The organism is Oceanospirillum sp. (assembly GCF_048265165.1).
In the GTDB taxonomy this organism is placed as follows: Bacteria; Pseudomonadota; Gammaproteobacteria; order Pseudomonadales; family Halomonadaceae; genus Oceanospirillum.
In genome coordinates, this window is sequence record NZ_JBLXCD010000003.1 from 208,233 (window position 1) to 231,216 (window position 22,984).

19 protein-coding genes are annotated in these 22,984 nt (G+C 48.3%); 1 reads left to right on the plus strand and 18 read right to left on the minus strand.

Annotated features, from left to right (window positions below; genetic code table 11):
- Positions 1 to 109: 109 nt before the first annotated feature.
- The 12 genes from ACN0R8_RS07950 to leuC form a co-directional block, all read right to left on the minus strand.
- Complete coding sequence (locus ACN0R8_RS07950) at positions 110 to 604, minus strand: SPOR domain-containing protein (protein ID WP_417596549.1); 495 nt, start codon at positions 602 to 604, stop codon at positions 110 to 112.
- A 78-nt stretch (positions 605 to 682) separates the two neighbouring features.
- Complete coding sequence (folC, locus tag ACN0R8_RS07955) at positions 683 to 2,005, minus strand: bifunctional tetrahydrofolate synthase/dihydrofolate synthase (RefSeq protein WP_417596550.1); 1,323 nt, start codon at positions 2,003 to 2,005, stop codon at positions 683 to 685.
- Between the two features lie 14 nt (positions 2,006 to 2,019).
- Complete coding sequence (accD, locus tag ACN0R8_RS07960; RefSeq protein WP_417596551.1) at positions 2,020 to 2,880, minus strand: acetyl-CoA carboxylase, carboxyltransferase subunit beta; 861 nt, start codon at positions 2,878 to 2,880, stop codon at positions 2,020 to 2,022.
- Positions 2,881 to 3,040: 160 nt separating this feature from the next.
- Positions 3,041 to 3,844: a tryptophan synthase subunit alpha gene (gene trpA / locus ACN0R8_RS07965; protein WP_417596852.1), complete on the minus strand. Its 804-nt coding sequence runs from the start codon at positions 3,842 to 3,844 to the stop codon at positions 3,041 to 3,043.
- An 8-nt stretch (positions 3,845 to 3,852) separates the two neighbouring features.
- A complete protein-coding gene (gene trpB / locus ACN0R8_RS07970) occupies positions 3,853 to 5,073 on the minus strand; it encodes a tryptophan synthase subunit beta (RefSeq protein ID WP_417596552.1) in 1,221 nt (406 codons plus the stop codon).
- Positions 5,070 to 5,684, minus strand: a complete 615-nt coding sequence (locus tag ACN0R8_RS07975) for a phosphoribosylanthranilate isomerase (protein WP_417596553.1) — start codon at positions 5,682 to 5,684, stop codon at positions 5,070 to 5,072. Before ACN0R8_RS07975 ends, trpB begins: the two co-directional genes overlap by 4 nt.
- A 3-nt stretch (positions 5,685 to 5,687) precedes the next feature.
- Positions 5,688 to 6,536, minus strand: coding sequence for a tRNA pseudouridine(38-40) synthase TruA (gene truA / locus ACN0R8_RS07980; RefSeq protein ID WP_417596554.1), 849 nt, complete (start codon positions 6,534 to 6,536; stop codon positions 5,688 to 5,690).
- Positions 6,537 to 6,668: 132 nt separating this feature from the next.
- On the minus strand, positions 6,669 to 10,145 hold the full coding sequence (locus ACN0R8_RS07985; RefSeq protein WP_417596555.1) for a FimV/HubP family polar landmark protein: 3,477 nt from the start codon (positions 10,143 to 10,145) through the stop codon (positions 6,669 to 6,671).
- 471 nt (positions 10,146 to 10,616) lie between these two features.
- Complete coding sequence (asd, locus tag ACN0R8_RS07990; protein WP_077242734.1) at positions 10,617 to 11,732, minus strand: aspartate-semialdehyde dehydrogenase; 1,116 nt, start codon at positions 11,730 to 11,732, stop codon at positions 10,617 to 10,619.
- 172 nt (positions 11,733 to 11,904) lie between these two features.
- On the minus strand, positions 11,905 to 12,966 hold the full coding sequence (gene leuB, locus ACN0R8_RS07995) for a 3-isopropylmalate dehydrogenase (RefSeq protein ID WP_417596556.1): 1,062 nt from the start codon (positions 12,964 to 12,966) through the stop codon (positions 11,905 to 11,907).
- A gap of 105 nt (positions 12,967 to 13,071) precedes the next feature.
- Positions 13,072 to 13,716 (minus strand): 3-isopropylmalate dehydratase small subunit, encoded by a 645-nt coding sequence (gene leuD / locus ACN0R8_RS08000; protein WP_417596557.1) that lies wholly within the window; start codon positions 13,714 to 13,716, stop codon positions 13,072 to 13,074.
- Positions 13,717 to 13,731: 15 nt separating this feature from the next.
- On the minus strand, positions 13,732 to 15,162 hold the full coding sequence (gene leuC, locus ACN0R8_RS08005) for a 3-isopropylmalate dehydratase large subunit (RefSeq protein WP_417596558.1): 1,431 nt from the start codon (positions 15,160 to 15,162) through the stop codon (positions 13,732 to 13,734).
- A gap of 230 nt (positions 15,163 to 15,392) precedes the next feature.
- Here leuC and ACN0R8_RS08010 point away from each other — a divergent pair, with 230 nt between their 5' ends.
- Positions 15,393 to 16,298, plus strand: coding sequence for a LysR family transcriptional regulator (locus ACN0R8_RS08010; protein ID WP_417596559.1), 906 nt, complete (start codon positions 15,393 to 15,395; stop codon positions 16,296 to 16,298).
- Between the two features lie 65 nt (positions 16,299 to 16,363).
- Here the strand turns inward: ACN0R8_RS08010 and ACN0R8_RS08015 are convergent, their stop codons facing one another.
- From ACN0R8_RS08015 to prmB, 6 genes are all read right to left on the minus strand, one after another.
- Positions 16,364 to 18,208 carry a PHA/PHB synthase family protein gene (locus ACN0R8_RS08015; RefSeq protein WP_417596560.1) on the minus strand — a complete coding sequence of 615 codons (1,845 nt, stop codon included), beginning with the start codon at positions 18,206 to 18,208 and terminating at the stop codon, positions 16,364 to 16,366.
- Positions 18,209 to 18,341: 133 nt separating this feature from the next.
- Entirely contained in the window at positions 18,342 to 18,746 is a 405-nt protein-coding gene (locus tag ACN0R8_RS08020) for a phasin family protein (RefSeq protein WP_417596561.1), read from the minus strand.
- A 237-nt stretch (positions 18,747 to 18,983) separates the two neighbouring features.
- The gene (locus ACN0R8_RS08025; protein ID WP_077242741.1) at positions 18,984 to 19,226 is read right to left on the minus strand and encodes a DUF6489 family protein; all 243 of its coding nucleotides are present in this window, start codon (positions 19,224 to 19,226) and stop codon (positions 18,984 to 18,986) included.
- Between the two features lie 126 nt (positions 19,227 to 19,352).
- Positions 19,353 to 20,576 carry an MFS transporter gene (locus ACN0R8_RS08030; RefSeq protein WP_417596562.1) on the minus strand — a complete coding sequence of 408 codons (1,224 nt, stop codon included), beginning with the start codon at positions 20,574 to 20,576 and terminating at the stop codon, positions 19,353 to 19,355.
- A gap of 126 nt (positions 20,577 to 20,702) precedes the next feature.
- Positions 20,703 to 21,800 (minus strand): chorismate synthase, encoded by a 1,098-nt coding sequence (aroC, locus tag ACN0R8_RS08035; protein ID WP_417596563.1) that lies wholly within the window; start codon positions 21,798 to 21,800, stop codon positions 20,703 to 20,705.
- A 135-nt stretch (positions 21,801 to 21,935) separates the two neighbouring features.
- The gene (gene prmB / locus ACN0R8_RS08040) at positions 21,936 to 22,862 is read right to left on the minus strand and encodes a 50S ribosomal protein L3 N(5)-glutamine methyltransferase (protein WP_417596564.1); all 927 of its coding nucleotides are present in this window, start codon (positions 22,860 to 22,862) and stop codon (positions 21,936 to 21,938) included.
- Between the last annotated feature and the right edge of the window lie 122 nt (positions 22,863 to 22,984).

Consider the following 22,984-nt stretch of genomic DNA (forward strand, 5'->3'; position numbering starts at 1 on the left):
AACGATTCATTTACCCATATTCCACAGGGCTTACCGTTAAACAGGCTTTACTGCCTCAAAATACCTGGCCACCAGGTACTCTGAACGACTTCAGGCTTACTTCCGTCGGTTACTGACGCACATCTGACATCGGATCATAGCTGACCATCAAAGCTTTAATACCAAAGCCATCTTTTAGCGCTGCTTTTACCTGATCTGCTTTACCAGGATCTGCAAAAGGGCCAGCATAAACAACAAAATAGGGCGAGCGCTCACGAACATAGGAGCGAATAGATTTGGCGCGAATTCGATCGCGGAGTTTGATCGCATTATTTTTATCTTTAAAACTTGCAGCCTGCAGCGTCCAGGATGCAAGGGTATGACGCTCGGATAGACCCGACTGCCATTGTCCGCGCTCAGGCGCTTTTTTTACAATATCCGATGGCTCTTCAGCTACAGGTTCATGAACTCTGATCTCAGGCTTTGGTGGCGCTTTCGGAATAGGCGTGGTGGTCTGCGACAGCTGAGGACGCTCGCCACCATCCAGTATAATAGGTAGGAAAATAACGGCGAGAGAGAGCAAAATAATGGCGCCGATAACCCGGTGTTTTAAGCCATATTTCACTGGTCTGTTCCTTTCATATCGGGCTTTGGGCAACCCTTCATATTTGCTTTTAAAAAGGTATCTCTGGGCACAAACATATCAGGCCGTTAACCGCTTTTTCTCTGCCAGAACACCGGCAACTGTATAGAAAGAACCAAAAACAAAGACAAGATCCTGGTCATGTGTTTCCTGCAAAACGCTACTCAGGGCAGAGGATACACTCCCGAAGCTGCGTATATTAACACATCCCTTAGCGGACAGGTGTGATTCAATACGTTTCACATCTGTCGCCCTCGGGCTGTCCAGCTGAGCCAGATACCAGGCATCAAAATAAGGAGCAACAACATCTAATACTGACTCAATATCCTTATCATTTAACATCCCTAACAGCGCAACACGTTTACCGGAAGCCTCAGGCAAGCGCTGGACAACATAGCTCGCCGCATGAGGGTTATGGGCCACATCTAACATAAAGCGGCCAATACGCTGCATTCGCCCTGTAAGCTGAGCTGAAGCCAGTCCTTGATAAATAGCTTGAGCGGGAAGGCTTAGACCAAGGCGCTGAACCACCTGAAGAACCGTCGCGGCGTTATCAATCGGCAAATTTAACTCAGGCAACTGCAGATACTGCAGCTCCACCGCTCCGGCAGTGTTTAACTGCTGCCAGTTCCAGCTTTTATCTGCTTTTTGCCAACGATACTGCTGCCCAAGTTGATCAATGAAGGAACACCCAAGAGCTTCGGCGGTTTCCCGAACAGAAGGGACCATTTTTTCCGAGCCGATAATGGCAGGTTTGCCTGCCCGGAAAATGCCGGCTTTCTCACGACCGATCTGCTCGATATCGGAGCCTAACCAACTTTCATGATCCAGAGCGATTGTGGTCACAACAGAAATATCTGCATCGATAAGATTGACCGCATCCAGACGTCCACCCAAACCTACTTCAAGTATCACAACATCCGGCTTCTGCTCCGCAAAGATCAAAAGAGCTGCCAACGTACCAAACTCAAAATAAGTCAGGGATATATCACCACGAGCCTTCTCAATCTGCGCAAAAGCCTTACAGATTAGCGTATCGGTCACGGGCTGACCATCCAGAGTGATACGTTCGTTATAGGACAAAAAATGGGGTGACGTGTAGCAGCCGGTTTGATATCCACCTGCGCGCAGCACACTTTCAAGTAAAGCGACAGTAGAGCCTTTACCATTAGTCCCGGCAACCGTCACGACTTTGCAGGGTAACCTTGTTGCACTAAGCCGCTCAGCGACCTTGCGCAAACGATCAAGCCCCAGATCAATCTCTGTTGGGTGCAGAGCTTCAAGGTAGCCCAGCCATTCAGAAAGTGAAGCCGTTTCAGCAGCAAACCCCTGAAAATCAGGGGTTTGTCTACCGGAGGTCAAATTACCGGATTGAGTCTTCATTAATCAGAAAATGCTCAGTTAGCCGGCATAGCCGTTAGCTTACGCAGGATAGAGGAGAGACGCTCACGCAGTTCGTGGCGGTGAATGATCATGTCGACTGTACCATGCTCCAGAAGGAACTCACTGCGCTGGAAGCCTTCAGGCAGTTTTTCACGTACGGTCTGCTCAATAACACGAGGGCCTGCAAAGCCACACAGTGCGAAAGGCTCGGCAACGTTCAAATCACCTAGCATCGCCAAACTGGCAGAAACACCGCCATACACAGGATCGGTCAGAACAGAAATATACGGAATACCTGCCTGTTTTAGTTTCTCAAGTGCTGCACTGGTACGGGCCATCTGCATCAGGGAGAACAGAGCCTCCTGCATGCGGGCACCGCCACTGGCGGAGAAACAGATAAACGGAATACCTTCTGCCAGAGCCAGCTCAGCGGCTTTTACGAAACGCTGCCCCACCACAGAACCCATGGAACCACCCATGAAGCTAAACTCGAAGGAGCAAGCGATCACTTCAACACCTTGAACAGAGCCGCGCATAACGATCAGCGCATCTTTCTCTTCTGTATCACGCTGGGCAGCCGCCAGACGGTCTTTGTACTTTTTCGAGTCTTTGAATTTCAGACGATCAACCGGTTCAATTTCAGAGAACAGCTCAGTACGACCCTCTTCATCCAGGAACATGCCCAGACGCTTACGAGCAGTAAGACGCATGTGGTGATCACACTTCGGGCAGACATTGTGGCTCTTCTCTAGTTCAGGGCGGTAGAGAACAGTTTCACATTTAGGGCACTTGCGCCACAGGCCTTCCGGGATATTGTTACGACGGTTACGATCGGAACGAACGATCGAAGGTACAATTTTTTCGAGCCAACTCATAAGTTATTTACTTCTGCTATTCCGTATAACAGCTTGACCGCCCGCGGGCGACCAGCAGCGAATCTTTTTGTGATAAAGAACGCCCCTAACGGGGCGTTCTCTGAGCTTAGGTGCAATATACCAAAACAACACGGATCACATAAAGTAAAGAAGCGTGTTTTTAGGCATCCATTGCCAAACGCATCTCTTTAATACGCTCCTGAAGTGCAGGAGCAATTTTTTCCGGGGTATCAGCCAGCTCTGCAATACAGTTCACCAGCACACTACCGACAATCACACCATCAGCAACCTGGCTGACAGCAGCAGCAGAAGCACCATCGCGAATGCCAAAGCCAACAGCAAGAGGCACATCTGTCAACTCACGGAGATCCGCCAACTTGCTACCTACTTCAGCAACATCCAGGGTTGCTGAGCCGGTGACACCTTTCACGGAAACATAGTACAGATAGCCAGATCCGTGTGCTGCGATTTTAGCCGCACGCTCACGGGTTGTAGTCGGAGCTACCAGAAAGATAGTATCAATGCCTGATTCTTTAAAGACCGGAACCACATCTTCAGCCTCTTCCGGTGGCAGATCTACCAACAGCACACCATCAATACCCGATGCTTTGGCGTTCGCAGCAAAGGCTTCATAGCCCATATGTTCAATTGGATTCAGATACCCCATCAGCACAACCGGTGTGGTGTTATCTTTCTCGCGGAAAGACGCCACAATATCCAGAATGCCCTGAACGCTTGCACCGGCAGCCAGTGCACGCTCACAGGCTTTCTGAATCACCGGGCCGTCAGCCATAGGATCAGAGAAAGGCATACCCAGCTCGATCATATCAGCGCCAGCCTCAACCAATGCATGCATCAGGCTCTCAGTGTATTCCGGCTTAGGATCACCACCTGTGATGTAGGGAATCAGTGCCTTTTTGCCTGCAGCATTCAGAGCTGCAAATTTTTCTTCTAAACGATTCATCATCAACCTCACACCGTAATTCCATCGATACCCGCAACCGTGTGAATATCTTTATCACCACGGCCGGACAGGTTGATAATAATGTGCTGATCAGGGTTCATGCTTTGAGCCAGCTTGCGACCATAGGCCAGGGCGTGACTACTTTCCAGTGCCGGCATAATACCTTCAACACGGGTCAGCTCACGGAAGGCTGACAAGACTTCATCATCGTTAGCAGTCACATAGTTAACACGGCCGATATCTTTCAGATAAGCATGCTCAGGGCCTACGCCCGGATAGTCCAAACCTGCAGAAACCGAGTGCGTTTCAATAATCTGCCCATCAGGATTCTGCATCAGGTAAGTACGGTTACCATGCAAAACACCTGGCTCACCCGCACACAGTGGAGCCGCATGACGACCAGTTTCAACGCCATCGCCACCAGCTTCAACACCGTACATAGCCACAGACTCATCCTGCAAGAAGGGATAAAACAGCCCCATCGCATTAGAACCACCGCCCACACAAGCAACCAGCGCATCCGGCAGACGGCCATTTTGCTTCAGACTCTGCTCACGGGCTTCGCGGCCAATAACAGAGTTAAAGTCACGAACCAGCATAGGATACGGGTGCGGCCCGGCTACAGTGCCAATGATATAAAACGTATTATCAACATTGGTAACCCAATCACGCAGGGCTTCGTTCATCGCGTCTTTCAGGGTACGGGAACCAGAAGTAACCGCATGCACCTTGGCACCCAGCAACTTCATGCGATAGACATTCAGGGACTGACGTTTAACATCATCAGCACCCATGAAAATCTCACACTCAAGGCCCAAACGAGCAGCAACGGTTGCCGTGGCAACACCATGCTGACCAGCACCGGTCTCAGCGATAACACGTGGCTTACCGGTATATTTCGCCAGTAATGCCTGACCGATAGTGTTGTTTACTTTATGAGCACCCGTGTGATTTAAGTCCTCACGCTTCAGAAAAATCTGTGCACCACCCAGTATCCGTGACCATCGTTCTGCGTGATAAAGCGGCGAAGGACGACCCACATAATGAGCCAGATCTTTATCAAACTCTGCCTGAAACTCAGGATCTTTTGATAATTTATTATAAGTCTCTTCCAGTTCTTCTAACGCGTAGCTCAGCGTTTCTGAAACAAAGCGACCGCCATAGGGGCCAAAATGGCCTTTGGTATCCGGCAGTTGCAGAAGTTCAGCATAGGTGTTCGCCTTGGTCACGGATTTGCACCTCTAATAAATGCATGAATTTTAGCGGGATCTTTAATCCCTTTCTGGGCTTCAACACCGCCTGAAACATCAACCCCATAGGGTTGGAGCCGATGTACGGCAGAGCTGATATTTTCCGGGGTTAAGCCCCCGGCAAGAATAATAGGTCTTGGTGGATCTTCCGGAATCAATTCCCAGTTAAACGTCTCACCGGTTCCACCTGGCACTCCGGGACGATAGCTATCCAACAACAATGCCCTTGCTTGTTTAAACTCTAGCATCTGCAGGGACAAAGATTCCGCGTCTTTAACACGAAGCGCTTTAATCCAGGGTCGATTAAACGACTGGCAGAACTCAGCAGATTCATCACCGTGAAACTGAATCAGATCACAATGACTCATCTCTAGGATACGATAAATATCATCGGATGGTTCATTAACAAAAAGTGCAACAGTGGAAACAAAAGGTGGCAACTGGCCGATGATCTCTCCGGCTTTTTCCGGCGTCACATAGCGAGGACTGGGTTTATAAAACACAAAACCCAAAGCATCGGCACCCGCCTCAATTGCCTCCAGTGCATCTTCTATTCGGGTGATACCACAGATCTTTACACGAGTTCGCATGACTTAGATATTCTCAGAACCTAACAGAGTTAAAAAATGCGGACCAAGCTCCAGTTTTGGCAGACAAAAATGCTCTGGATACTGGGCTTCAACAAAGTAAAGACCATTGGGAGGTGCCGTCACACCAGCCTGAGTACGATCCCGCAGAGCCAGAAGTTCTGCTATCCACTCAACAGGTTTATCCCCGGCTCCAACCGGCAGTAGCGCACCAACAATATTACGGATCATATGATGAAGAAAAGCGTTTGCCTGAATCTCCAGGATCACCAGAGAGCCCATACGAAAAACTTTAGCTCTCTCGATATTACGCCACGGCGTATTAGACTGACAACCCGCAGCACGAAATGAAGAGAAATCATTTTCTCCTAACAGATGCTGAACCGCTTTATGCATGCGATTCTCATCCAGCGGCCGGTCAAACCAGGTCATCTGATCACACATCAGCGCAGGACGCACACGCTGATTGTAAATCACATAGCGATAACGCCGGGAAGTTGCGGAATAGCGCGCATGAAACTCAGAATCCACAGGAACCGCCCAACGAACCGCGATACTATCCGGCAAATTGGTATTACAGCCAAAAACCCAGGCTTTACTGGAACGCACCGCTTTTGAGTCAAAATGAACAATCTGGGATGAAGCATGTACACCCGTGTCTGTCCGACCCGAACACATGACCGTCACAGGCTCATTTGCCACTTTACTCAACGCCTTCTCCAGCGTTTCCTGCACACTTCTTACACCTGGTTGCTGCGTCTGCCAACCATGGTAACCCGAACCATTATATTCAACACACATCGCATAACGGCCTGCACGACCATTGTCATCGGGGATTACAGAAAGCTGAGTCATATTGAGAGGATGTATTCCAGTTAAACAAAAGCGTTATACAAAATCTGCTGAGCCTAATCAGGCCAGCCTTAAAACGGCATCGGGCCTGACCTGAGTCAGACCCGATGGATACTGCGGTATCTGCATCAGATGCTAAGCATCGCCCTGCAGTTTAGCTATTAGTTCGCTGGCATCACGTTTTTGCTCAGTGCTACCACGCTTAAGAACATCTTCCAGAGCTTCAATGGCTGATGTAGTATTCCCCATATCAACATAGGCCCGTGCCAGATCCAGCTTGATTTCCGGGTTCTCGTTTTCATCCAAAAGCCCATCAAGATTCAGCTGCTCATCAACACTGTCTTCTTCAAAAGAGATATCTGATAGTTCTCCAAGATCCGCAAGATCGTCATCATCATCGATACTTGGTGAAAGATCGGCAATATCATCAGAAGCAAGATCCTGACTAACAAGCTCTTCCATACCTCTTACTTCTGAAGTTTCAGGCTCATTAACCGCTGACATAGACAGGTCGCCAAGATCCTCAATATAGTCTTTAGCATCCGATCTAAGGGCTTGCTGGCTATCATTAAACTGATAATCAGCATCACTTTCATCAACGCTGAACGGAGTCAGATCATCAGATTCTAAGTCCGCTAGATCCGTCAGTTCAAAGTCGTCTTTACCGAGAGGTTCCGGCTCTCCAAGCTCCAGTGGATCCAGGTTGATCATGGGCTTATTGTCTTCAATATCATCGCCCAAATCCAAGTCCATCAACTCAAAGTCGACATCATCCAGATCGAGGCTATCATCAGAAGATTCCTCACCGGCATAGCGTTCAAAATCGCGTTCCAGCGCATCCAGTTCACTATTCAGGTCAACATCATAGTCAGCATCTGCTGATTCAGAAGAAACAGCCTTATCATCCAAAGGCATGATGTCATCCAGATCATCAACCTCATCTACAGCAGACGGTTCAGCAACATAATGGCTGGCACCGGTTTTGTTGTAAAGTTCCTGCTGCAGCGTCAGCGCCTCACCCAATGCTTTAGCATCCGCTGCATTCTGCAACTGGCGTAGCTCGTGGTCGAAAGTTGCCTCATCGCCCAGATCAACCAGCACTTCCATAAACTTCAGACGTACATCATTGTCTTCCGGATTCTCACCGAGGCTTCTCTGCAAGATTGCAGCAGCCCGCTCAGGCTGGCCGAGTTCACGGTAGCTTTCAGCCTCATCTAAAGCACTAAGCTCAGAGACAGTATTATCAATCTCTTCATAGTCACTCAGCATATCAGGAGCATCACCAGATTCAGAAAAAGCAGGCTCTGCAGCAAAATCGTCAGAGGCAGCGTCTGTAGAGAGATCCTGTTCTGACTCTAAGGCCAATTTCTCAGCTTCCCGAGCAGCCGCATCATCTGCCAGAGCGGCCAACAGCTCATCATCCTTCTGTTCCTGAGTATCGATAGCACCGCCATCAAGAGGCAAGTCAGGGATATCATCTATCTCTGAAAGTTCCAGATCACTCAGGTCATCACCTTCCAGGTCAATGAGTTCCTCATCATCCAAATCAATCTGAATATCCGGATCACCTTCACTGGTTTCTGCTATGGTATCTAACTCCAGATCGTCAAGCACTTCCGGTTCAGATATCTCATCATCAAATGAAATATCTGAGTGCCCGGCATCTGACTCAATGAGATTATCCTGAACCGACTCACCTGAATCAGCTTCAACGGCTAATTCGGTGTTTACTGTCGACTCAGCTTGCACGAAAGGGAGTTGAAAATCCCCCTTTTCATCATCTCCGTCAGGGTCGCCCAGATCAAAGTCTTCAGAAAAATCGAGATCATCGAGATCAAGGTCGCCATCCAGCTCCAAAGACTCACCGTCGGCTTCAAGGTCATCCCCCAAGCCACCCAGGTCGAAATCACCAAGATCTTCGATATCTGCAGAGCTGCTTTCCGCCTGAACATCAGGCTCACCGAGGTCATCAAGATCCATCTCAATCTCAGACAGGCTACTCTCATCGAGATCACCGCTCAGGTCATCATCAAGGCTCAAATCATCCGGTAGGTCATCATTTGATATAGCGTCCAGAGCAGCGACACCAGCAGCACCCGCTGCTGCACCGGTTGCCAGATCAGACAAATCAGAATCATCACGGTTATTTTTCTGTTTTGCCGACTTTTTACTGGCAGCCTTACGACGACGCATCACCACAAGCAGCAGAATCAGAGCCAATATAGCGGCAGCAGCACCACCAATAATCGTTGCATTTTTTCGAAGACTATCAACGAGGAAAGACCCAGGATCCAGCTCCGTTGTTTCCTGTGTATCCAATGAGAAGGATTCAACAGGCTCAGACTGAGCATCCTGTTCAGTTACAACGTCACTCTGCTCCGAAGTTTCTTTAGCTTTGGCAGCCAGATCCAAACCAATAGCACCGGCACTAACCTGGCCAGTTACCGCTGCTGATGCTGTTGTTGCAACAGGAGGTTCAGTACTGATCGCCATGCTGTCTTTTTCGGTAGACTGGGTATTGGATTCTGCAACAGACTCACCCGACAGAAGCTTATTCTGCTTATCAAGCATTGCTTCCATCGCGGCCAGCTGTTCATCTTTTAAGCGAATCAGTTTCTGTAGAGTACTAACCTGCTTCTGAAGCTCATCCAGTCGACCGGATAATTCAGTTTTTTCACGGTTTGACTGATCAAGACTTTCTTTGCTGAGCGCCAGCTCTTCACTGACTTTTGCGCGTTCTGAGTCTGTCGCCTGTTGCTCTGTATCTGCGACCAGCTTCAGAGGCTTACTGTCAGCTGGTGCGGTACTAGCAGGCTTTAATTTGGCAGCCCCAGGTACTGACTGAGCTTTAAATGCGACCCAAGCTTTATTCTGGCGGGCAACCTCTCGAATAGCTTCAAGCCCGGTACGGCTCATCATAGCGGAGCGATTAGGAATCAGGATGGTGCTGCCTGCTTCCATGTTATTGATATTACCGGTCGGGAAAGCATCCGGATTAGCGTCCTGAATACCCAGCATAGCCTGCTTAATAGTAATATCACTATCTGGGCGGTTCTTACGCGCAAGGCTCCAAAGTGTATCCGTTGGGCCAACCTTAATTCGATGCGCGCCCTCTTCAACCAAGCTTGCAACAGGCGAGGCAGTACGCGCAGAAGATGCCGGGACAGCCTGCACACCGGAAGAAGACTGTGCAGATGTATTGTCAGCTGACGCATTGTTATAAGTTGGAGGGTCGATCAGGAAAGTATATTCCCGCATCAGCTGCCCCTGCGGCCACTCTACAGCCAGCAGAAAGTTCAGAAATGGCTCTTTAACCGGTTTAGAACTTTTAAGTTCAATATAGGGACCGTTACCACCCGAAATAACACTAAAGGTCAGGTTCTCCAGAAAAAACTGGCGATCCAGCCCCGCTTTAGCAAATGCGCGTTCATCCGCAAGTTGCACGCGAATATCTTCAGCATCAACATCGTCTGTTTCTGCCAATTGAATCGTCGCCCTAAACGGCTGATTCAGTGATGAAAGTAACTCGGCTTCACCGAGTCCTAAAGCAAACGCCAGTGGACTGCTTAACATACCCACCGTCGCAAGAGTTCCCGCCAGCTTGCGCACCATATTTCTGATTCCTTAACACTTTGCACCGACCTGAACGGCAGTACGGCAGACTGAGATTGCTAAACCTTAGCCTTTCTGTCCCAGTTGATATTGGATTAGTGTAACTTTTATCAATATTTCAACAATTTGTACACATCACCAAAGAACCATTCAGGCTTTTTATTTGTTTAGGTTGTTATTTTTTATCCGCTTTTTCCCCGGCTAAACGGCTGATCAGTGCCATAAGTTAACAACCTGTCGTTGATAAAAGCAAAAAACAAGCCAAAAAAGATCCATGCGCAAGATCCGAATAAAATACTTTGAAAGCCTGTAAAATATTAATCCGCTGCCAACAACCCCGGGTATTATGAATATCAGCCAGGTATTGTCGAATATCATCCTGCCCCTGCTGATGCGAACGGGATAAGCATTGCCGCTGAAACGGAAAAAGCCTGCCGAAGCAGGCTTTCCTATTGTAATAACTGAAAAAAATCAGTTATCCATCAGGATTGTCAACATACGACGTAGAGGCTCAGCAGCCCCCCACAACAGCTGGTCACCCACACTGAATGCATTCAGGTATTCATTACCAATATTCATCTTACGCAGACGACCTACTGGTACACTAAGGGTGCCAGTCACTTTCGCTGGTGTCAGCTCCTGAGCCGTGATATCACGCTCATTGGGAATCACTTTCACCCAGTCATTAGCCTCTGCGATCATGGCATTGATCTCATCCATTGGCACATCACGCTTAAGCTTAATCGTGAATGCCTGACTATGACAACGCATAGCACCGATACGTACACAAGTACCATCAATTGGGATCGGGTTCTTATCCAGCCCCAGAATCTTATTGGTTTCGGCCACCGCTTTCCACTCTTCCCGGCTCTGGCCGTTATCCAGCTTGCTGTCGATCCATGGGATCAAAGAACCTGCCAGTGGCGCGCCGAAGTTGTCCAGCGGCATCTGATCGCTACGGATAGTTTCCGCTACTTTACGGTCGATATCCAGAATCGCGGCGGAAGATGCAATATCATCAGCAACTGAGCCATGGATAATCCCCATCTGACTAATCAGCTCTTTCATGTGGCGGGCACCACCACCGGAAGCAGCCTGATAGGTCATGGAGGTCATCCACTCCACAACATCATTCTGGAACAGGCCACCCAGCCCCATCAGCATCAGAGATACAGTACAGTTGCCGCCGACAAAGGTTTTAACACCGTTTGCCAAACCATCTTTGATCACGTTCATATTGACCGGATCCAGAACAATGATCGCCTCATCATCCATACGCAATGACGATGCGGCATCGATCCAATAACCGTTCCAACCACTGGCACGCAGCTTAGGGTAAACATCGTTTGTATAATCACCACCCTGACAGGTGATGATAATATCCATGGCCTTCAGCTCTTCGATATCGGTAGCGTCTTTCAGAGCAGGGGCTTCTTTGCCAAAATTTGGCGCAGCCTGGCCTGCCTGAGAGGTTGTGAAGAAAATAGGTTCGATCTGGTTGAAGTCTCCCTCATCCTGCATGCGCTGCATCAGCACAGAACCTACCATTCCGCGCCAGCCAACAAGACCTACACGTTTTTGAGCCATATTGTCACCTATTGGTCTATGGAGTATTTGCCGTCCTACACCTCGTCTTAGGGAATAGGCCGGTTAAGTAATTAACAACAGAATCCATTTAGGGCAGGCCTATGACCTACCTTTCCGTAATCTGTCTAAGCTGCTTTGCCTGCAGCCTCAATGCTGTACCATAACGGTTTTACTAAAGTGCAGCGACAACAGCAGCGCCCATCTCTTCAGTACTAACCAATTTACAGCCTTCCGACATAATATCGGCTGTACGCAAGCCCTGATCCAGCACCTTTTCTACCGCCTGCTCAATACGATCTGCCGCGGCAATCTCATTCAGAGAGTAACGCAGCATCATAGCTACGGACAGAATCGTTGCCAGCGGGTTTGCTTTACCCTGACCTGCAATATCCGGTGCAGAACCGTGGCACGGCTCGTACATACCTTTACCGTTTTCATCCAGAGAGGCAGAAGGCAGCATGCCGATAGAGCCGGTCAGCATCGCTGCAGCATCCGATAGAATATCACCGAACATATTGCCGGTTACCATCACATCAAACTGCTTAGGTGCACGCACCAACTGCATCGCAGCGTTGTCCACCAGCATATGAGACAACTCAACATCCGGGTATTCTTTGGCCAGCTCGTCCATCACCTCTTTCCACAGCACGGTAACTTCCAGCACGTTGGATTTATCGATGGAACACAAGCGCTTACCACGTTTTTGGGCGGCCTCAAATGCCTGGCGACCAATACGACGGATCTCTGATTCAGAATAAACGTAGGTGTTGTAACCTTCACGCTCACCATTTTCCAGAGTACGGATACCCCGAGGCTGACCAAAGTAGATACCGCCGGTCAGTTCACGCACGATAAGAATATCCAGACCTGAAACCACTTCAGGCTTCAGTGTGGAGGCTTCCGCCAGCTGCGGGTACAGGATTGCAGGGCGCAGGTTTGCAAAAAACTCCAGCTGAGAACGAATGCCCAGCAGGCCTTTCTCAGGACGCTGCTCCATTGGGTTAGCATCCCATTTAGGGCCACCAACAGCTCCCAATAAAATAGCATCGGCGTTACGAGCTTTTGCTAGAGTTTCATCCGGAAGAGGATTGCCGGTGGTATCTACAGCTGCCCCACCAATCAGAGCGGAGTCAATTTCAATATCCAGGTTCAGCGTGCCCAGTACTTTTACTGCTTCGGTTACAATCTCAGGGCCGATGCCATCACCGGGCAATACCAATACATGCTTTGTCATTTTCTGTTATCCCGAGGCAGGTCAATTACCTGCCTTTATCTGTACATAGAATATTTAGCTTCACGGTCTGTTAAAACAGAGCTCAGTCAGTCATTAAAAAGCACATTAAACCTGACGGAACAGCCATGGCTGCGAAGCCTGATGCTTCGCTTCAAACGCTTTAATTGCATCTGATTTTTCCAGTGTCAGGCCGATATCATCCAGACCGTTGATCAGGCAGTGACGGCGGAAGTCATCTACATCAAACGTAATACTGCGGCCAGATGGCGTACGAATCTCTTTGGCATCCAGATCCACCGTCAGACGGTAACCTTCTTCACCAGCAACTTCTGTAAACAGGCTATCTACAGTAGCATCATCCAGAACAATCGGCAGAATGCCGTTCTTAAAGCAGTTGTTATAGAAAATATCCGCAAAACTTGGCGCAATAACACAGCGGAAACCGTAATCTAACAATGCCCAGGGCGCATGTTCACGGGAAGAACCACAACCAAAGTTCTGGCGCGCCAACAGCACGGAAGCGCCGTCGTAACGCGGCTGATTCAGAACAAAGTCCGGATTTTTCGGTCGCTGACTGCAATCCTGATCAGGCTTACCTTCATCCAGATAACGCAGCTCATCAAACAGGTTTGGCCCAAAACCAGATCGCTTGATCGATTTCAGAAACTGCTTGGGGATAATCATGTCGGTGTCGACATTGGCGCGATCCATTGGAGCAACCAAGCCATCTAATTGAGTAAACTTTTCCATGGGTGCCTCCGGTAATCAGTTAGCTTGCAGAACATCACGAACATCAACAAAGTGGCCAGCAACCGCTGCGGCTGCAGCCATGCCCGGGCTGACCAGATGCGTCCGACCACCAAAGCCCTGACGACCTTCAAAGTTGCGATTTGATGTTGAGGCACAGTGTTCACCAGCGCCCAGTTTATCGGCATTCATCGCCAGACACATGGAACAACCCGGCTCACGCCATTCAAAACCCGCTTCGACAAAGACTTTATCCAGCCCCTCTTTTTCTGCCTGGACTTTTACCAGACCAGAGCCCGGTACAACCAGTGCCTGCTTAACATTCGCTGCAACTTTTTTTCCTTTGGCAACAGCCGCTGCTTCACGCAGATCCTCAATACGGGAGTTCGTGCAGGAACCGATAAAAACACTATCCAGCTTAATATCAGTAATTGACTGGCCGGCTTTCAAACCCATATATTCTAAGGCACGGGCATAGGCTTTTTGCTGATCTTCTTCTGCCTGTTCTGCAGGGTTTGGTACGATACCTGAAACCGGCAAGACCATTTCAGGAGAGTTCCCCCAAGTGACCTGAGGCTCAATATCAGCGGCTTCAAGTTCAACGACAGTATCAAACACAGCATCAGCGTCAGAGTGCAGGTCACTCCATACCTCAACGGCCTGTTCCCATTGAGCCTCTGTCGGCGCAAACGGGCGACCTTTAACATAATCGATCGTTGTCTGATCTACAGCTACCAAGCCGACACGGGCACCTGCTTCAATCGCCATGTTACAGATGGTCATACGGCCTTCCATCGACAGGTTACGAATCGCTTCACCACCAAATTCGATGGCACAGCCGTTGCCGCCTGCGGTACCTATTTTACCGATTACCGCCAGAACGATATCTTTACCGGTAACACCGGCGGCCAACGTTCCGTTAACCTTAACCAGCATATTTTTCATTTTGCGCTGAATCAGGCACTGGGTCGCCAACACATGCTCTACTTCTGAAGTACCAATACCATGTGCCAGAGCACCAAAAGCGCCATGGGTTGCGGTATGGGAGTCTCCGCAAACCAATGTCATACCTGGCAGAGTCGCTCCCTGTTCAGGACCAACGACGTGTACAATACCCTGGCGTATGTCGTTAATTTTGAATTCTGTGATACCAAAATCGTCACAGTTCTCATCCAGAGTCACAACCTGAATTTTAGAAACCGGGTCTTCGATACCCGCGTTACCCTCTTTACGCTCTTTCAGTGTGGTTGGCACATTGTGGTCCGGCGTTGCCAGGTTCGTATCCAAACGCCAGGGTTTACGGCCCGCAATACGCAAGCCTTCAAACGCCTGAGGTGACGTTACTTCGTGCAGTAACTGACGGTCGATATAAATCAACGAAGTGCCATCATCCCGCTCTTCAACTAAATGGTTATCCCACAATTTATCGTACAGGGTTTTGCCTGCCATCTGCCTAACTCCTCATGCATCTGTTTTCAGACCCGTATTTCTCATATTTTCTGCAACAAGCGGGGTTCAAACAGCAGGTTGCATTTTTATTTACGGGTTATTCGACCAGTTTATAAGCCGCAATAAGATAAAACAAATTCATATTTTTTATCTATTGGATTCCTTTTAGTTATAATTGATTTCATTTGGTTAACAAATAGCCTTCAAGTGAGAATTTAAGAGCGGACCCCATGGATACTCAATCGTTACATGCCTTCATTACAGTTGCAGAAACAGGCTCTTTTTCCCGAGCAGCAGAGCTGCTACACCTGACTCAACCGGCAATATCAAAACGTATTGCAAACCTGGAGCGACAACTGGCGTGCAGGTTGTTTGACCGTATTGGTCGGCAGACCCATCTCACAGAAGCGGGCCTGGCACTCATGCCACGGGCACAAAGCGTTCTGATCGAACTGGAGGACACGCGCCGACTGTTGAATAACCTTAGCGGTGAGGTCTCCGGCTCGCTGGTACTGGCTACCAGCCATCATATTGGGCTGCACCGGCTACCACCTGTATTAAAAGCGTTTACCCATCAGCACCCTCAGGTGAAACTGGATATGCGCTTTCTGGATTCAGAGCAGGCTTACGAAGGCATATTGCAGGGCAAGCTGGAGTTGGCTGTGGTGACACTCTCACCTCAAACCAATAGCAGCCTGAAAGTTGTTCCGATCTGGACAGACCATCTGAAACTGGTGGTTTCTAAGGACCACCCTCTTAATCGATCGGACAAGGTTAGTCTCCATGAATTAACCCATTTTGATGCGGTACTGCCAGGCTTTCAAACCTTTACCCGAGGTATTGTTGAAACAGCTTTCGCCCGGGAGCAGTTGATCCTAAATGTGGCGCTATCCACTAATTATATGGAAACACTAAAAATGATGGTCTCAATCGGCCTGGGCTGGAGCCTTCTGCCAGATACTCTGATTGATGACAGCATGTCTGTTATACCCTTGCCGGATGTCGATATTACACGCCCTCTGGGTTACCTTTATCACAAGGAACGCACCTTATCTAACGCTGGGCAGAAAATGATAGCCTTACTGGACGATGCCGCAGAGCCATCTGCAGATATAAAAGCACAACACCGACAATAAAAAGCCGGCACCCCCTCAAGGTCGGGGTACCGGCTTACAATGCCGTTGAACTCAGATTATCAAAGCTAATCAGCGTTCCTAGCAACGTCTGCTTTTAACACATCAACAATCCGCATTGTGGCATAAGCTCCCGGAGCAGCTTCAATGACCTTCAGTTTACCAGTACCTGGCTCACGGGCTGCAACCATCGTTTTAGGGTCAGCATATTTATTTGATGTGCTCCACTCCTGCCAGTTTGGCCACCAAGAACCCGGATGCTTTTCAGCTCCCGCAAACCAGGCATCCGGTGTATCTGCCAGTTTGTCATTAGTCCAGTAACCGTATTTCTCTTTGGTAGGTGGATTCACAATACCGGCAATATGCCCTGAACCGGACAGAACAAACTTAACCGGCCCTGAATGCACTTGAGCCCCCTTGTAGGTCGACGTCCATTTGGCAATATGGTCCTGAATGGTCGATACGAAATACACCGGCGTTTTGATCTTACTCAGATCAATCGGTGTTTCATTCAGGGTAATACCACCCGGTTTAATCAGGTTGTTTTCCAGATACATATTACGCAGATAAAACTTATGCATTGCTGCAGGCATATTCGTACTGTCAGTATTCCAATACAGCAGATCGAAAGCAGCCGGACGCTCGCCTTTCAGGTAGTTGTTGATAAAGAAGGACCAGAACAGATCGTTCTCACGTAATAAATTAAAACTGAAAGCCATCGCCCGGCCATCAAGATAACCATCACGGTCCAGCTGCCGCTCTATACCAGCGAGTGTTGCCTCATTAATGAAAACGCCGATTTCACCAGGGTCTGTGAAGTCCTGCAGCGTTGCCATATAAGTTGCAGATTTAACACGCTTATCATTTTTCGCTGCCATATAGGCCAGCGTTGATGCTGTTAGCGTACCGCCAATGCAGTAAGAGATCACATTGACCTCTTTCTCACCGGTTGCCTGTTCAATAGCATCTATCGCTTCCAACGGGCCTTCCAGCATATAGTTTTCAAAACTTTTATCACGCAAAGATGGCCCAGGATTCACCCAGGAAATAATAAATACAGTATGACCCTGATCAACCAGCCACTTAACCAGCGAGTTACTGGAGCGAAGATCAAGAATGTAATACTTGTTGATCCAGGGTGGCACGATCAGCAGCGGCGTCTTAAATACTTTTTCAGTGGTTGGCTTGTACTGTATCAGCTGCATCAGGTCATTCTGGTAAACCACCTCACCTGGTGTACTGGCAACATTTTCACCAGGCTTAAAAGCACTCCGGTCAGTCATAGCAACATTCAGACCATCACGGCTGGACTTAAGGTCCTCAATGAGCTGCTCCATACCCTGAATCAGATTACGCCCCTTAGTTTCAAAGGTACGACGGATCACTTCCGGGTTAGTTGCCACAAAATTACTCGGGCTCATTGCATTAACAAACTGCCGGGTATGAAAGTCTATGGTTTGATTCGCATGGGGACTCAAACCTTCAATATTGTGTACTGTATTAAAAATGCTGCGGGCAAATAGCAGGTATGACTGTTTAATAAAATCAAACAGAGCATTTTCAGCCCATTCACTATCATTAAAACGGCGATCATCTTTAGCTGGTTCAACAATCGGGTCAACGGCCTCTCCCATCATCTGGCGTGCCGTATTTTGCCAAAGCTGAATCTGGCTCTTCCATAGATTCATCTGCTCTTCATAAATCACCATTGGATTTATGGCTAGCTGTTCAGACATCTTCTGAAAGGATTCCGATACGTCGAATAAAACGGAAAGAGATGGGTCACTCATACCCTGTCGGGACATCAGCTGTTCGATAAGTTTTTGATATTGGCTGTTAGCATTGGAAATAAAATCAGCTAACTCAGCAGGATCGTAGATGTAATCCGTTGAATCTGTGCTCTGTTCACTCATGAGCATACCTCACTTGGTCTAAATTAAAGACCGGGTCATCCCTGGTGTCTTTCGACAAGCATCACAATTAGAAAAAAACGAGGAGGGAGAATAAGAAGGCCACATAATTGCGGCCTTCTGGGTATTCAGCAGATTAAGCCGAAGCTGAGCTGCGGCTATTGCCCTTGGCTGCTGGCTTGGATTCAGCAGCCGGAGTAGCTGCCGCAGTTGTGCGAGATTCTTCAACGATTTTCTCGACTTCCTGCTTAAATTCCATGGTCATATCAGCCATGCTTTTTGCATCTTCCAGAACTTTCTTACTCAGGGTACTCATGAGTTCAGCCTGAGATGCAGAGAAGTCACGTACAGAATCAGCGTCTTTGATTTCCGTAGCATTTTTCAACTGATTAACGCCCATTTTACTGTAAGACTTAAGAGCTTCGATCTGAAACTCTGTCATCTTTTCCATGTTTTCAACCATCAATGCATTCATTTTACGCATTGGTGCATACATGTTTTTTGTCTGTTCAGCAAAAGCGTTCATGATTTTGTCTTGCATGATATCTTCCTTTTTGGATTATCGACTTGATAAATTCTATAGTTTGCCAAGTGTCAATATGATTACATCTGAGAGGCACTCATATTGCATTGCACACAACGAATACTTTCGTTGGGTATGGCGTTAATAAGCTCAGCTTATTTTTACCTGCCAATGCATCCGGCACTAAAAGCAGGCATTCTCCCTGTCACTTCCCTATCTCTATTAGAACATTCCATTTTACTGTAAATTGTTTTTTTATTTTTGCTGGGTGTAGCTATTAAGCATCTGCATCATCATTTTTTGATATGTCTCAACAGAATCAAAACCCTGACTTATAAAAGGCTTCATTAAAGCTAAGGGCTCGTAACCCTCAACGCCTTCTTCCATCTGCTGGCGAATTTTGACCATCAGATCTTCCTGAAATTTTTGCACATCAGGAAGGCCCATCGCCTTGCGAAATTCTTCAGGCGTCATATCGACTTCGATGTTTACCTTCATGTAATCTCCTTTCCCCGTGCAGGGGAATTATAAGACTAATGTAACGCGCAGTGTCGCTATGTTGCAACTGCACAATCTTTATATCTGCGACTTTGAGCAATATTCCAGTCACAAGTTTAGTTAAGTTTACTGTTTTTCTTCCGTCCAGTAGCTGCGGTGTCTCCACAGCGACCAAAGCACCAACGCAGCACCAAAACCTGCAGCAGCACAAGCCAGTAGATAACTTCCCTGGGCACCAATACTCACCCAGAGCAAACCACTACCCCAGGCTCCAAGTGCTCCACCAACGCCATACCCTAAACTACTGTATAACGCTTGCCCCTGGCCTGCTGTTTGGCCCGTAAAAAAACGTTGTACTAAAGCAATTGAAGCCGCATGAAAACTGCCAAAAGTGGCTGCATGCAACAACTGCGATGCTAAAAGCAACATCAGCTCATCAGCAAAAAGAGCGACCATCAGCCAGCGCAGAGCAGCTAAAACCAAACTCAACAGCAGTAAAACTTCTGGCTTAAAGCGTGTTAACAGCAAGTGCATTATGGCAAACAAAACCACTTCAGCCATTACACCTAATGACCATAGCAATCCAATCAGGCTGCGGCTATAGCCAACACCTTCCATATAAATGGAAAAAAAAGTGTAATAAGGTCCATGTGAGACCTGCATCAAAATCACTGACAACAGAAAGACAAAAACGGGAGGGTGCTTTAAACGCAGCCAAAAACCTCCCTCCTGACAGGAGTCTCTCCTGCTAACGGAGGGGTCATCCGGTTCAGGCGCTGCTATTTTTTCCTCAACACCGGGCCAAACCTTTCGAGCCGGAATCATCAGTGTCGATAATGCCATAAAGGCCATGACAGATAAGATACTGATGGGTAACCAGGTTACTGCGACCAGATCCAACAACCAGCCAAGGCTTGCAACTGCCGCAATAAATCCAACAGAACCCCAAAGGCGTATCTGGCCATAACGTTCTTCACGGCCTTTTATCGCGTTTAAGGTAATCACCTCATATTGCGGCAGGATGGCATTCCAGAAGAAGCTATACAGCACCATCGCAACAGCCATTGACCAAAACCCCTGCTGCAAATATACCGTCAGAAAACAAAGAGGTGTTAGCACAGCTCCCAGCCGCATAACGGATACATGGGCTCTCTTCTGGTCTGCCCAATAGCTCCACAAATTAGGAGCAATCAGCTTGGTCGCAATAAAGATAGCCATCAGAGAGCCGATCTGCTTTGCATCAAACCCCAGAGACTGCAGATACAACCCCCAATAAGGGTTTGTAGCCCCAAGAACTGCAAAGTAAAAGAAATAGACAGAAGATAACACCCAATAAACATTGACCGTCATATCAGAGCCACTGGATCACTTGATTTAAGTACATAGGAAGCCACCGTCATAGAAGAATCAATAGCCAACAGGAAGATAAAAAAATACCCCGTACAAGCCGGGGTATCATTGGATAGGACTCTCGAATCAAGCCTGAGCAGGCACAACAGGTGTCGGCATAACAACATCACCACATTGTCCACGGTGGCGCAAATAGTGATCCATCAGAGTAATGGCCATCATCGCCTCAGCTATGGGCGTAGCACGAATACCCACACATGGGTCATGGCGTCCTTTAGTTACCACCTCTACAGACTCGCCATTGATATTGATACTTTTACCCGGTAAATGCAGGCTGGATGTTGGCTTAAGGGCTATATGAGCCACAATATCCTGCCCAGACGAAATACCACCTAAAATACCGCCTGCGTTATTTGACAGGAAACCTTCCGGGGTTATCTCATCACGGTGCTCAGTGCCTTTCTGAGCCACAGAATCAAATCCTGCCCCAATTTCAATACCTTTCACTGCATTGATGCTCATCAGAGCATGAGCAAGTTCTGCATCCAGGCGATCGAAAATCGGCTCGCCTAACCCTGGTGGCACATGGCTGGCTACCACAGTTACTTTGGCTCCAACCGACTCCCCCTCTTTACGCAGAGCATCCATATATCGCTCCAGCTCAGGCACCTTATCGGCATCCGGGCAGAAGAAAGGATTTGTGTTCACCAGATCCCAGTCGACTTTCTCAACTTTAATTGGTCCCAACTGAGACATATAGCCCCGTACCTCGATACCCAGACGCTCTTTCAGAAACTTCTTGGCGATAGCACCTGCAGCGACACGCATCGCTGTTTCACGAGCCGAAGAGCGCCCTCCGCCTCGATAATCCCGGAAACCGTATTTCTGATTATAGGTGTAATCCGCATGAGCAGGGCGATACTGCTGGGCAATATTGGAATAGTCTTTGGAGCGCTGATCAGTGTTTTCAATCATCAGACCAATAGCGGTACCCGTGGTTTTACCTTCAAAAACGCCGGATAAAATTCTGACTCTGTCATCCTCGCGACGCTGGGTCGCATGACGGGATGTTCCCGGCTTACGACGATCAAGATCAATCTGCAGATCGTCTTCTGAGATTTCCAGACCCGGCGGACAACCATCAATAATCGCCCCCAGTGCAGGGCCATGGCTTTCACCAAACGTGGTCAGGGTGAACAGTTTTCCAAAGCTATTACCAGACATGAAACTCTCTCTTGCATTGCCCTTTCAGGCGTCATTTATTCTGTAAAATTCAGCCCCGAAAGAATCAGGGCCATTAAGCGCTGTGGAAAAGGGTATCAACCACAGAGCTCTTGTTTTTTCAGGGAAACAAATCGATCAGGCGAAGTGACCTGCATATTCTTTTAATTGCTCAGCGGTCAACATAAAAACACCCTGGCCACCCATCTCAAATTCCAACCAGAGGAAAGGCACCTCCGGAAAGGCATCCTGCAACGCGAACTCGCTGTTGCCAACTTCACAGATCAGCACACCTTTATCAGACAGGTAGCGCGGTGCATCACGTAAAATACGGCGGGTAATATCCAAACCGTCAAGACCCGAGCCAAGACCCAGTGCCGGTTCATGGTGATACTCTCTTGCCATCGCCTCCAGATCCTCCTCATCCACATACGGAGGGTTAGAGACGATCAGATCATAAGCCGCCTCTTTGGGCAGATCATCAAACAGGTCGGACTGGTAAACCGTTACCTGATCAGCAAGATCATGACGCTCGACATTACTACGGGCAACGCAAAGAGCATCTTCAGAAATATCTGCCAGGTCAACACGGGCATAGGGAAAGGCATAGGCTGTTGCTATACCGATACAACCACTACCAGAACAAAGATCCAGCACACGGGTTGGCTCTTCATTGACCCAGGGCTCATAGTGATTCTGAATCAGCTGACCAATAGGAGAACGGGGTACAAGTACTCGGTGGTCAACATTAAACGGCAGACCAGCAAACCAGGCCTCGCCTAACAGGTATGCCAAAGGGACACGGTCCAGGCAGCGCTTCTCAACGTGACTTAAAATAGTAATCGCCTCATCGCGGGTGACCCGGGCATCCAGCATGGAAGGGTCAAAATCCCAGGGCAGGTGCAGACTTCCCAGAACCAGATGCACAGCCTCATCCCAGGCATTATCTGTCCCGTGACCAAAATAGACGTTATGGTGATTAAACTGAGAAAAAGACCAGCGGATATAATCACGGATGGTAAACAGTTGCTGGGCAACGTCAGTTAGCGCTTTCGTCTGTGGCACAAATTCTCTCCAGTCAGTCTTAACCACGGGTTATCACGCTTAAGTTTAACTCAGCATCCGGTTGCTATAAACCAAACTCGCTTATTTTGCCGATAGACGCCAAAATCGTAACGGATCTCTCC